The 12,519-nt window shown below is 40.2% G+C and carries 11 protein-coding genes and 1 pseudogene; 5 read left to right on the top strand and 7 right to left on the bottom strand.

The features are described from left to right. Nucleotides 1-91: 91 nt before the first annotated feature. On the top strand, nucleotides 92-358 hold the full coding sequence (locus ACKTT2_RS02315) for an NAD(P)-binding domain-containing protein (RefSeq protein WP_407883563.1): 267 nt from the start codon (nucleotides 92-94) through the stop codon (nucleotides 356-358). Between the two features lie 187 nt (nucleotides 359-545). Here ACKTT2_RS02315 and ACKTT2_RS02310 read toward each other — a convergent pair whose 3' ends face one another. Then, a complete protein-coding gene (locus ACKTT2_RS02310) occupies nucleotides 546-791 on the bottom strand; it encodes a UPF0175 family protein (protein WP_407883561.1) in 246 nt (81 codons plus the stop codon). Nucleotides 792-1,152: 361 nt separating this feature from the next. On the opposite strand from ACKTT2_RS02310, the gene ACKTT2_RS02305 reads away from it, so the two are divergent. From ACKTT2_RS02305 to ACKTT2_RS02295, 3 genes are read left to right on the top strand one after another with little or no spacing between them, the layout of a single operon-like run. Then, a complete protein-coding gene (locus ACKTT2_RS02305; RefSeq protein WP_407883559.1) occupies nucleotides 1,153-2,085 on the top strand; it encodes a S1C family serine protease in 933 nt (310 codons plus the stop codon). A gap of 31 nt (nucleotides 2,086-2,116) precedes the next feature. Continuing rightward, a complete protein-coding gene (locus ACKTT2_RS02300; protein ID WP_407883557.1) occupies nucleotides 2,117-2,689 on the top strand; it encodes a S1C family serine protease in 573 nt (190 codons plus the stop codon). Further along, nucleotides 2,686-3,333: a response regulator transcription factor gene (locus ACKTT2_RS02295; protein ID WP_407883554.1), complete on the top strand. Its 648-nt coding sequence runs from the start codon at nucleotides 2,686-2,688 to the stop codon at nucleotides 3,331-3,333. Before ACKTT2_RS02300 ends, ACKTT2_RS02295 begins: the two co-directional genes overlap by 4 nt. 280 nt (nucleotides 3,334-3,613) lie before the next feature. Here the strand turns inward: ACKTT2_RS02295 and ACKTT2_RS02290 are convergent, their stop codons facing one another. From ACKTT2_RS02290 to ACKTT2_RS02270, 5 genes are all read right to left on the bottom strand, one after another. Beyond that, nucleotides 3,614-4,549, bottom strand: coding sequence for a beta-1,6-N-acetylglucosaminyltransferase (locus ACKTT2_RS02290; protein WP_407883552.1), 936 nt, complete (start codon nucleotides 4,547-4,549; stop codon nucleotides 3,614-3,616). Between the two features lie 461 nt (nucleotides 4,550-5,010). Continuing rightward, the gene (locus tag ACKTT2_RS02285; RefSeq protein ID WP_407883550.1) at nucleotides 5,011-6,354 is read right to left on the bottom strand and encodes a GH39 family glycosyl hydrolase; all 1,344 of its coding nucleotides are present in this window, start codon (nucleotides 6,352-6,354) and stop codon (nucleotides 5,011-5,013) included. A 5-nt stretch (nucleotides 6,355-6,359) separates the two neighbouring features. Further along, entirely contained in the window at nucleotides 6,360-8,390 is a 2,031-nt protein-coding gene (locus ACKTT2_RS02280; RefSeq protein WP_407883548.1) for a GumC family protein, read from the bottom strand. 726 nt (nucleotides 8,391-9,116) lie between these two features. After that, nucleotides 9,117-9,386 carry a hypothetical protein gene (locus ACKTT2_RS02275; protein WP_407883546.1) on the bottom strand — a complete coding sequence of 90 codons (270 nt, stop codon included), beginning with the start codon at nucleotides 9,384-9,386 and terminating at the stop codon, nucleotides 9,117-9,119. A 736-nt stretch (nucleotides 9,387-10,122) separates the two neighbouring features. Then, a complete protein-coding gene (locus ACKTT2_RS02270) occupies nucleotides 10,123-10,248 on the bottom strand; it encodes a hypothetical protein (RefSeq protein ID WP_407883544.1) in 126 nt (41 codons plus the stop codon). A gap of 89 nt (nucleotides 10,249-10,337) precedes the next feature. On the opposite strand from ACKTT2_RS02270, the gene ACKTT2_RS02265 reads away from it, so the two are divergent. Continuing rightward, a complete protein-coding gene (locus ACKTT2_RS02265; protein ID WP_407883542.1) occupies nucleotides 10,338-11,843 on the top strand; it encodes a flavin monoamine oxidase family protein in 1,506 nt (501 codons plus the stop codon). Nucleotides 11,844-12,402: 559 nt separating this feature from the next. Here ACKTT2_RS02265 and ACKTT2_RS02260 read toward each other — a convergent pair. After that, nucleotides 12,403-12,519: pseudogene (locus ACKTT2_RS02260) on the bottom strand (photosystem II q(b) protein); the annotation flags it as partial.

Here is a 12,519-nt window from a genome sequence, read left to right as displayed (position 1 = left end):
AAAATATAAACAAGACTAATCATTTCTTATATTCGCGAATAAAATCCGCGAACTCTCTTTTTTTGTCCAAAGTCCAATAGCACCAACACCTTTGAAAGATTATAAAGTCTCTGTTTTTGTTGCATCAGATAACGAAAATGCTCGAAAAACCGTGATGCAACTTGCTCTTGAAATTGGCTTCACTCCAGTGGATTGTGGAGGGCTACGAAATTCACGGTTAATTGAGGGATTGGGAGATTTTATTCGGTTCTTAATTATTGGTCAGAAGTTGGGACCATATGCAACGATTTCAGTTGACGTGCTAGCGCCTGCTCAGTTGGAACGACTAGGTGGACGACAAAGTTCTAACCTTCTTTGAGAGAAAAATATCAATTAACTTATATCTCTCCCAATACTACTCAGATAATAATTTTTGTGGATTGGGCTTACTGTGGAGAAACTTAACAAATGCCTGTAAATGTTGGGTTTCGTTCCTCAACCCAACCTACTTATTTTCGTATTTTTACGTACCAAGTTACAAATAGATGATGTATCGCTAACTATAATCATCGCCAATTATTTGCTTCCAAACTTTTTATATCCTCCCTAAGTTCATTAATATCGTAATGAAGGGGAATTTGCCGACTTGCAAGTAAGCGCTGAAACTGGAGTTGATTCATTTTTGCAAAACGACTTGCTTGACCTAAAGTAAATTTTTCCTTCTGAAACAGCAGAACTGCAATTTCAGTTAGTAACTCAGCCTCAGACATTTGGGTTGTTTGTAATACTTCATCTGAAATGATAATACTCATAGCATTCGCCCTGGATAGTAGCTAATATATCTGCTCAATTTTAACATTTGCAGGGTAGTTGATAAACAAACATTGAAAATAACTTTAGAAGCTAATTATAGATTTTTCCAACTATGTCCTTAACACTCTGTAATTTACACTTAAGAACAGAAATGTTTTGGAGCAGTAAATACTAGCCATTTTTCTAGGTACTCATCTCCTCATTTTTCCGATGTCAACTGTAGCCACAAAACGTCACCATTAATTTATAGCAACCGCAGACAAACGCAGATGCACGCAGATGAAAGAAAAAATTATCCGCGTCCGTCTGCTACAGGCTGCGGTTCAAAACTCCAAATAAACCACTCCTTAAAGAAACAAAATGTCCTCACCAGACACATTCAACACCCTACAAACCCTTTCCAACAACATAGCAGAAACCGTCGAGCAAGTTGGAGGAGCCATTGTCGCCATTAACTCTGGTTCCCGTATGTCCTCAAGCGGAATTCACTGGCAAAGTGGTATCATTATTACCTCAGACGAAGCACTTCATCGCTACGAAGAAATCACAGCAACCCTATCAAACGGACAAACCGTACCAGTCAATCTTATAGGACGCGATCCCAGTACCGATGTCGCTGTTTTTAAGTTACCACAAACAGAAATTCCCGTAGCAAAGATTGGTAATGCGGCAACACTCAAAGTCGGTCATCTCGTACTAGGATTAGCAAGAAGTAACGAAGGTGATATTCGTGCAGCACTAGGTACTGTAAGTGTTGTCAGTGGTGCTTGGCGGAGTATGAGCGGTGGAAACATTGACCAATTTATTCGTCCAGATATTACCCTATATCGTGGTTTTGCTGGTGGATCGCTCGTAGATGCTGCTGGTTATGTAGTTGGAATGAACACATCAGGAAGACGGGGTACAGCTTTGACTATTCCGGCTTCTACAATTAATCGAGTCGTCAACCAACTCTTGGCAAAGGGACGAATGACACGCGGTTATCTTGGTTTGGGCATGCAAGCCGTGCGATTGCCAAGTAATTTGAAAACAGCATTGAATTTAACTTCAGCAAGTGGCGCGATTGTTGTTAATGTAGAGCCAAATGGTCCTGCTGACAATGCAGGTGTACTGATTGGTGATGTCATAATTACTTTCGATAATTCTGTTGTCAATGACACGGGTGATATACTAGCACTCTTAAATAGTGGCGATCGCGTTGGAAAAGCTGTCAAGCTACAAATCATTAGAGGTGGAGCGTTAGTTGAGTTAGAAATAGTCGTCGCTGAAAAATCAGTGACCAGTGACCAGTAACCAGTAACCAGTGACCAGTGACCAGTAACCAGTGACCAATAAGATGTTTCAAGATATAACAGCAGAGTTTGCAACGATCGCACAACAATTGTGTCAAAGTACTGTAAAAGTTTGCAGTAGTTCTTTTGGAAGTGGTTCCGGTGTTATTTGGCGATCTGATGGTGTAATTATTACTAACGCTCATGTTGCGACTCATCACAGAGCAAGAGTAGAACTCTGGGATGGACGAGTGTGTGAAGCAGTACGCATCAGTATCGATCCTACACAGGATTTAGCGGTACTAAAAATTGCCAAAACCGATCTCCCCGTAGCAACTATTGGTAACTCCGATGCTTTACGAGCTGGAGAGTTAGTATTAGCAGTCGGTAATCCTTTTGGTGACAGTGGCGCTGTGACGAGTGGTGTTATTCATGCGAACAAACACTATGCAGTTATGGCTGATATCCAACTCTTTCCTGGCAATTCTGGAGGACCGCTTGCTGATTGTCAAGGACGGGTTATTGGAATTAACACTATGATTGCTCATGGTTTGGCTATAGCAATACCCAGCCTCACAGTCGAGAAATTCTTGCACGCTCGCCATCCCATTGTGGAGGCAATATGATTCGGGTACTAGTAGTTGCTGCTTCCCCAGTAGTAAGAGCGGGTTTATCAGCCGTGCTAACAACCAATTCCAAACTGATAGTCGTGGGTACTGCATCAGACTTGGATAATTTGGGGGGAGAAGTTGAGCAACTACAACCCGATGTTGTACTCCTAGATTTGGGTAACAATTTTCAACGCTCGCTCTGGGAAAAATTGCTTTCTTTGCAACAACAAGATCCTTTTGTGTGTCTCGTTCTTGCTGACGAACTCGATCGTATCGATCTTGAGCTTGGGTTACGTAGTGGCGTGAGGGGCATACTACCTCAAACTAGTACGGAATCAGAAATTACTGCTGCTGTTGAGGCTATCGCTTTTGGACTTGTAGTGTTGCACCCAGATGTTATGGAGTCTGTACTTGCTCTTAAAGATGCTAGCGAGCGAGAAAAAGTAGTCGCAACTCCCGTACAAACATTAACGCCAAGAGAAATCGAGGTTTTAGAAATGCTAGGTGCGGGAGTGGGTAATAAAGCGATCGCCAAACGGTTGCAAATTTCCGAGCATACTGTAAAGTTTCACGTCTCTTCTATTTTTCAAAAGTTGGGTGTCTCTACTCGTACAGAAGCTGTAGCTGTTGGCGTGCGCTTAGGATTAATTATGCTATAACCTCAGTTTTTTCTCTTATCTTGCGCTAATACCATTTCTCTATGTCTTTGAGACAAATACGATCCCCTCATCTCCCCTCAACCCCAGCTGCGGTGTACACGGATCTCTCAAGATCCCCCTAAATCCCCCTTAAAAAGGGGGACTTTCAAAATTTCCCCCCTTTTTAAGGGGGACTTTCAAAATTTCCCCCCTTTTTAAGGGGGGCTAGGGGGGATCGTGTGTAGCAATCATTTGGTGAAATGGTATAACTTCTATTTTAAAGTTGGTGCAAGATACTAATTTATGAATTGACAGACAAAATTCTATTATCCAAAAGATCTAAAATTTGACGATCTTTATCTAAATCAAATTTTCTAGCAAAATAAGTATCACTTTTAACTATAGAAGCATAGTCTTCTGTTGATAACAACCGAGGACGACCATTTCGAGTTCCCGTAAAATCAATGTAAAACTTATTATCATTGCATAACTTGAATAAGTGACTGTTTATCAATACTGTTTGAAGAAAAGATTCCTCTGGAACATTAACTTCTTGATAGTAATCAATAATGTTACGATTGGATTTAGAGAAGTTATACAAATACTCTATACATTTTTTAGACAAAGTACAAAAAAAAGAACCTCCATAACAAACAAGATTTTCCTTGAAAATAGGTTTTCTTTTCAAGCCAATCATTCCAAAAGCAATATTAATTCTTAAAAATGGTTGTACATAATTAATTATTTTGATTGGCGCTAACCAATCCTTTACCCGGTCAGGTAGTTGAGCAATGAATTTAATTTTGTGGTATTTGTATAAATATCGGGTGTAACCTTCTCTTAGGCTCCAATGGCTTTCTGTCGAGAAAACTTTAAAGTATTCTAGAAATCCTTCATAATAAGTGTTTGATAAAAAATTATTAATTTCTGAGAGATGTTGTGTCGGATAATCTTGACCTGACAGATTAGTTAACCAATCAAATTCTATTTTATTTTTAAAAAGCCAATCAATTGCGTTCAAATATCCTTCAATAATAGAAAAATTACCTCTTCCTCCTAGACCTGAAACTAAGTAAACTTCTGGTAAATGATTCAGTTGTTTTTCATCTAGTTGAGAACTAGAGAAATCGTGGCTTACAATAATAATAGATTCTGGGCTGGTCTTCTTAATTGTATTGACAAGTCGATAAATTTGCTCTGGATTTTTATGACTTTGAATTAAATAACAAACTCGCATGAGATTACCTCAACATATAAAGTATTATGACGTGCGTAATGGGTTGAAATCTAAGATCGGGTTCAATTTGTACCTGACCAATAAAACTAACTCTAAATAGCCGCAAAAAATAACCGCAAAATTGCTTAATTAAAACTCATATAATGAATAGTGGAAATACTCTCTTGATTGTAAAGATTGTATAAAAAATCAATATAGACACGGATTCATGCATCTGTTAACAGGAAGCACTTACTAGTAACTTGTTAATCTCCCATAAAAAGATCTCCGATCCCCAGAGGGACTCCGAGTTCTCCACTCCCTTTTTCTAGACATTATCACTCTTGAGTTAGAGGTTTTTTACTTATACCTTTGCTATAAGTTAGATGTGGTCTAATGGGTCAAGCACATAAAACCACGCTACCTCAAAGTTAGTCTGAAGTGGTCTTATCTGGGAAGCATCTACCTTTATTTAAGAATAGTTAGGTTAAAATCAGTGTCACGGAGTAAGGGCTTAACAACAATTGTCTGTTCAGTGCTTCTACAGCTGGGGCGCTAGTCTGAATACCGTTGGCATTTAAAGATAACATTTGTAAAGTTTTGGAATTAGCCAATAATTGCTTTGATTGTAAGCTTAAATTTATAGCTTGAGAGGACTTGTTGATAAGTAGTACGTGGCATTTACTATCCCTTTGTTGCACTGCTAAAGCTTCTACGAAAGGATGGTCGCTTGTTGTTTGCATTACCATTCCTACTAAGTATTTATTTGCCCAAGCAAATATAGTTGCGGGAGGTCGTAATTTGTTTTTTGGGTCGATCATACCGTAAACCCCATCTTTGAGATGCCAGGAAGTTGCCATATCAACACCAGCATCCGCAAGATGTTTTATGACCGAAGCAAACCAAACTGCCCCAATATGGTTGTGCTGTCTTGTTTCTCCGGATGTCCACAAATAGTTGATGTTGTATTCTCCTAGTAACAAAGGGACTGGACGTTCTGGTATATATTTCCTTGCGATCGCTCGAAAGTCCTTAACTTGACGCCCATAGTTAGGCGTGTAAGACATAATCCCATCGGTAAGTTGTTTTGCGTCTTTGCTACCATAACGATGCCAAGAGATAAAATCTATATTCGGTTTGCAGTCTCTGAGAAAAGCTTCCAGTCTTTTTGAATTGTCCCATGTTAAAGCAGGTCCTCCCACTTTGATTTGAGGGTCAACAGTTTTCATGGCTTGTGCTACTTTGTTGTAAATTATCCACAGTTCATCTAATTTCCAAGCTTTATCGTAAGAAACTTCTTTTTCATTCAAGGGTTCCCAGTAAATAACCTTTTTTTGGAGGCGATGGTTAAGAATTTCCACGAGTTGAGCGCATAAAATAGCGTAGCGATCGTACTCGGACTTATCCAAGAAACCGTCTTTGCTCTGCGCCATCCATTTAGGCCAACCAGGAAGATTTTGAATGATAGTGGGTTTGTGAGGATAGGAAACATCGTACCCGGCTTTGATTTTGGGAATATTCCAAGTTTTGGTTGCAGAATCAGTCCAGCGATCGCATAACTCGGCGTGGTGAATGCGAATTAACTTAATACCAAGTTCCTGAATATGATTTTGGAAGGTGCGATCGGCAGCACGTTCGGGAGACAAAATCTCATAATCATTAGAACCAAAGGTAAAAGGAGTAGACTGTGCTATTTGATTTGTCCAATCAATGCTAATTTGAGCCTTATTTTTAGAAGCCGCAGAGTAAGATTCCCAGACTGTATTTAACACTCCAAAAGTGACTGCGCTAGCTGCTGTTATCTTAACGATCTTCCTACGTTGCATAGAGTTTACGAGTTAGTCACGGAAGCGTGAGAAGCTTTAGGATAGGGTGTAGTCTTACTTTCCACACCGTTAAGAACGAGACCAAAAATTTGCACGTTATGTTGAGTCAGTTGTGCAAAGCTGTCATTAACAGAGTTTCTGTAGCTATTATTTGGACGGATGACAAACAGCACATTGGAAATTATGGTAGCCATGAGGGCTGTTTCACTGGTTAAACTGACAGGAGCACTGTCAACAATAATGTAATCATAATCCCCAGTTTTCTCACAAGTTGCCAATGCTTGCTCAAAAGCCCCCCGTTTCAGCGTTTCCATAATTTTGCCTTGTTTGGGTAAACTTGGTAATAAATCTAGATTTGATTGTATTGGGACTTGTAATTGCCCTATTGTCAATCCTTGAGTGTAACCCAAACGGCGACTGAGTTCTGCTTTCTTGAAATCTCCATCCACTAGCAGAACTCGAAAACCCAAATCTACTAATGCATAAGCTAGCCCTATGGTAACAGTCGTTTTACCTTCTCCTACAATGGCACTTGTTATTAACAATCGGTGATTGTGCAAAGGTTGTAAGCTAATTGCAGAAGCAAGGCGTTGAAACTCAACTTCTGTTTCATCAACAAGTTCAAATTTTGTAGCAGAATGCTTGATTCGAGGAATAGTTTGTACAAGAGCAAATTTTCGAGCTTGTAAATCTTTAGGGCTTAACAGAGGATTGCGGCTTTCTAAAAATAACACCAAAGCAATGCTACCCACAACTGACGCCAGAACAGCATTAATTATCATTAACATTCGCCTGGGACTTATTGGTTTTGGTTCAACTTGAGGTGGATCTAAAACTTGTACATTTGGATATGCATCAAAAGCATCAATATTATTTTGCTGTATCTGAGCAAGTAGACCATTATAAACCCCAGAGGCAATATCAACTTGTCGTTTATATTCTGACAACTTTGCTTGATTTTCAGGAACTGATTCTAATGTGGTTTGTAGTTGAATGATTTGATAATCAAGTTGTTGTGCTTGTTCCTTTAGTGCATTGGCTTCGCTTTCTGCCAAAATAAGTTGTTGAATTAAAGGAGTGCGACCTTGGACATTAGGAGCTACTGTTGTGTCAACTTTTGTGCCGGATGCGTCTTGTGCAACGTATTGTTGAAGGATGCGTTGTAGTTGGGCGCGTTGTAAAAGAAGGGTTTTTATCTCTGGATGCTCGTTTGTAAACAGCGATTGTTTTTGGCGCAAAGAACCTTCTACATCTAGTAAACGTTGGCGTACAACTTGATAGTTTAAGTTTTCGCCCAAGCTTAAGGACTGGACTGCTGAGCTTGGTACCATACTTAAGCGTTTTGAGAGAACTTTCACACGATTTTCATTAGCCTTGACTGAAGCTAAAGTTTGGGCTTTCAAGCTTATCAAACTATTGATTGTGCTGACAATACCTTTAGTTTGCTCTTCATCATTAACTATACCGTTAGATTTTTTAAAATTTGTTAAATTATTTTGAGCTAGAGTTAATTTTAATTTAGCCTGTTCTAACTCTTGCTGATTGTATTGTTGTCGTGCTCGACTGTTAGCTTGTCGCAGTTCATTTAAACGTTTTTGATAAGTTTCTGTTAAAACTATTGCTCGCTGTAATGCTAATTCTGGGCTAGAGCCAGTTACGGTAAGCGACATAATTGTGGATTGTTCTGCTGGTTTTACCGTAAATATTTTTTTGTACCCAGATACGCTTTTAAACTTCTTTTTTTCAGGGTCAAGCGCTAAGACTCTCTCTAACAAAGCATCACTTGTGATAATGGATGCCTGCACGTTGAGAGGATTGACTTCTGTGGAAAAACCAACGTCACCATTTCTTAGAGAACCAAGAGTTCCTAAATTTGCATCCAGCTTACTGTTGGTTTTTGGTAAAATTAATTGTGCGCCAGCCATCCAAACTGGTTTAGCAGTGGCTAGTGCCCATCCTGTAGCTAGAATCACAAAAAGATTAAAAGCTAGTAAAATTTTCCACTGTCTCGTTACAATAGTTGTTATTTTGTTCATAAGTAATTATTTAATAGTGACCAGTGACAGAATAATTCGTAGTTCGTAATTCGTAATTCGTCGTTGTACTTCTTCAATTACGAATTACGCATTACGAATTACGAATTATGTTGGCCAGTGACCAGTTAATTCTCATCTTTGAAAGTAGAGGATTTGAATAATGAATTAATTTCTTTTTACATAAATAAATTTAGGAGCTTGTACCCTATACGTAACTAGTCAATGAAATATAAAATAAATAAAATGTTCGTCTATTAAAGATAAATTTGACATTGGTGAATATACTGAAAAACTGGGATTGGAAATTAAGTAACTTGGGTTCTCTCTGGGGCTCGGTACTCAGCGACCCGACCTCCTCAGGGCTACGATTTCTTGAGGGGCGATGACCAGGTTCGCTGTACCGTACAATATTAAAGTGGATAGGTTAAACACACCATAGATGGTTAACGTCCGATTGTTAAGAGTCATGTTCGAGTTGAAGATACTCTTGAGGTAGATGGTATTCTTCCCATCACTTCAAATAACGCTAACTCTCAATAAGTATATCTACTATAGCTACAAGGTTTTTAAACTCCTATAAGGTTTTGTATGAAACGGATTGCCATAATTGCATTTGCACTGTTCGGGCTGGCTGCGTGTACACCAAAGTCAGAACCCAGCAAGCCAACAATCCCCTCTCCTGGCAAACCCCAAACCCTACACCTGTTAAGGTGTACTAACAAAGTACTAGCTCAAAGCCTTGTTAGTATATCGATCGCGAACTTGTTGTAGCAAGCCTTCTAGTTTCAAGTCCAAAAGGTAGTTTTCGCTATCCGCATCAATGGCGATAAACCAGTTGTAATGGGTTTCAATGAGTTGGGGACGAATGCGTTCAAAAATAGCACGACACTGCATACCAAGTTCACGACGTTGCGTTTGATGGTGATGTAATTCTTCGGCTCTTCGCATAGTCTGCGACAGTATCCGTGTTCGACGTGGCTGGGATAGCTGAGTCATATTGAATAAAAGCGATTGAGGGCATTACTTCAATCATATGTCGAAGGCAACGATGACGATGAACGAAAGAGCGATAGCAGCTTACGATAAGCCTCTTACCCGTGAGTACTATCCCAGTATTTTTGAAAAAGCCGATTATATATTGAAACAAGTCGTATATAAGTGTGTATAGCAGTTATGTGTGCTTTTACAGCTCGTATGTACAAAATCATTTGAATCTTACGGCATTTGCAAGTCTTAATTAATACAATTAACTTATTAGATTTTCTATAGTCATTTAGAAACATTTTATACTGTGTTATAAAATGATGGTAGTCAGATGAAATAGGACTATTAATACACATATTTAATTTTTTTTAGAAACTAGCCATATTCTTTTCTTACCACATAACTTTCAATAAACAGTAAATATAAATTTTAAGTGTATACAGTGACACACAAATAAGAATGTTAACATGACTACTTGTCATGTCATGTTATCCATAGACTCTCAATACTGCTCAGTTAAGGGAAATAGGGGGTAAAAACAAGAAAATTGTGTTCGCGTATTCAATTATTCAGCAGCCAGGAGGAGTAACTAGTCCAGTAGCAGGGAAGTGGTACGAGTATTGGAAGTGAACTTTTCAAAGCACTTCTTTTGGACAAATCGTTGCCAATGCATGACGAACTATGTGTTTTAGCCGCAAATAGCACAAATTATTCCGGTTGGGGGGTGGACTCAATACCAATTCCGGCTCTAAGTAATTCGCGTGCAAGCACCCAAGAGAGTTGGACTCTCGCTCGCTACACCTCCATTGCTACCAAAAATCCAGCCGTCAGAAAAAGTCAGTTTCCGTCGGTAACCGTAATAAATAGTATTCAATTTATACAAATAGCTATCAAAATTACGTAATCGTCCGTGACAAGTTGAATCCTAAATCATCAGACAAACAACACAAAGGGGATAAAACAATGAACGCTCAAATGATTAAAGAACAATTCCAATTCGTTAACAGCCAATCCGAAAAGAAGCACATTACAATTTTAGGAGCAGGAATTGCAGGTTTAGTTGCTGCATACGAACTCGAACTCTTGGGACATACTGTTGAGATTTTAGAAGGTAGCCCCCGCATCGGTGGACGGGTGTGGACGCACCGCTTCGGTAATGAGCCAGATGCACCCTACGCCGAACTCGGAGCAATGCGTATTCCTAGCGACCACGAACTGACACTACATTACGTTCAAGAAATGGGATTAGCTGACAAACTGTGCAAGTTTATGACCGTGTTCGAGGAAAGCAACGCCAAAATGAACATCAACGGTCAAGTGCTGAAGATGAAAGATGCACCCCGCACCCTGCAACAAACAGAAAGCGGTCTGTTGACTGACACTCGTTACAGCGAACAAACTCGCAATTTTGCCGCTTGGCTCAAAACCATCATCAATACCATCGCACCAGGTAATCTTCGTTCTGATTTTGAGCGCGACTTGCAATCTCACCTGATGGATGAGTTGGAGCGCTTAGATTTAGATCCTTACTTTAGCGAAGACGGCGAAACCATTGATTTACACTCCTTCCTCACTCAAAATCCCAGCTTCCGTGCAAAGTGCTCCCAAGGATTGGATATCTTCCTTGGCGACATCATGACCGAAACCAGCCACGACTTGTTACAACTTAAGGGTGGAATGGATCAACTGATTCAGCGCTTGGCAACTTCAATCAAAGCGAACATCCAGTGTAATGCTGAAGTTGTTGCTTTGCGTGTAGAAAAAGACCATACCCAAATTACCTGGAAACAAAACGGTCAATTGCACACCACCAACTGTGACTACGTATTATGCACCATTCCATTCTCCATTCTTCGTAAAATGGAATTGAGTGGTTTTGACTCGCAAAAGTTAGACTCCATCCACAACACAGTTTACTGCCCTGGCACTAAAGTTGCCTTTCATACCAAGGAAGCTTTCTGGGCAAAAGAAGGTATCAAAGGTGGAGCTTCCTTCAGTGGTGAAGGTGTACGTCAAACCTACTACCCTTCTGTGAAGTTCAATCCAGAGCGCGGTAGCGTCATGTTAGCAAGCTACACCATCGGTGACGATGCCTTACGCATGGGCAAGATGTCAGAACAAGAACGTTTTGACTACGTGCAGAACACAGTCAGCAAACTTCACCCCGAACTGAATGAGACTGGTGCGATCGTAGACAAAGCATCCATTGCTTGGGGTGAGTATAAGTGGAGTGCAGGTGGATGCACAATTCATTGGGATGACAGCGAATCTAACTACTTGGCAGCGCAAAGACCCCAAAACACCCTATTCTTTGCTGGCGAACACTGCTCTAGATTCCCCGCTTGGTTGCAAGGTTCTATCGAGTCAGCGCTTGAAGCCGTTTGCGACATTGTTAAGCACAAGTCAGTAACAAAATCCACTGTAGCCAACGCCATTTCTCCCACCAATCGTCAGTTAGTAACAGTTTAAACAGTGACCACCTGACCAGTGACCACTCCCCACTCCCTACTTCCTACTCCCCGTTCCCTATTTTTAAGATGGAGGTAAGCCGACACGAAAATTTAACAGTTTGTCTATGTTTTATACCCTTTAGTTTGTACCCGCCACGTGCGGGTTTTTTGATGAGTGGGTGTCCCTGACCTTGGCGCTCAGCAGAAACCATACACACATGAGAGTATACGAGAGCGCTAATTCTTGTATCTAACGCACGCTGACCTTCCTGGTGGTCTATAGGCTACTGTCTTTGAACCAGTTGCTTAAGAGATAAAATCAACTGAAACAAAGAGTGCAATTAATCCTGTAGAGAGAGTCATCAAGACTAACCAATGCATGAAAACCATATATGTGATGAAATGAAAAAGAAACTATTGATTGTTATATACAAATACTATCCCAACTGATGTGCATTCATCGCACCTATTCCTAATAAGAACGTTAACTTTCGGTATCTTCAAACGCACAAAGCGCCCCCCGAATAGGAGAGCGCTTCTATCTAGTCTTGATGCTTTTTAGTCGCGTACTGCTATGATTAACCGTTGATAGCAGGAGCGCTGATTGCAACAGGAGCCACTTCAGCAGATGCCAAGTCGAGAGGGAAGTTGTGAGCGTTGCGCTCGTGCATCACTTCCATACCCAGGTTGGCGCG

Source organism: Scytonema hankhaensis NUACC26, from assembly GCF_045865695.1.
Classification (GTDB): domain Bacteria; phylum Cyanobacteriota; class Cyanobacteriia; order Cyanobacteriales; family Nostocaceae; genus Scytonema.
The sequence above is the reverse complement of the archived record's forward strand: the minus strand, read 5'-3'. Positions and strand labels throughout refer to the sequence as shown.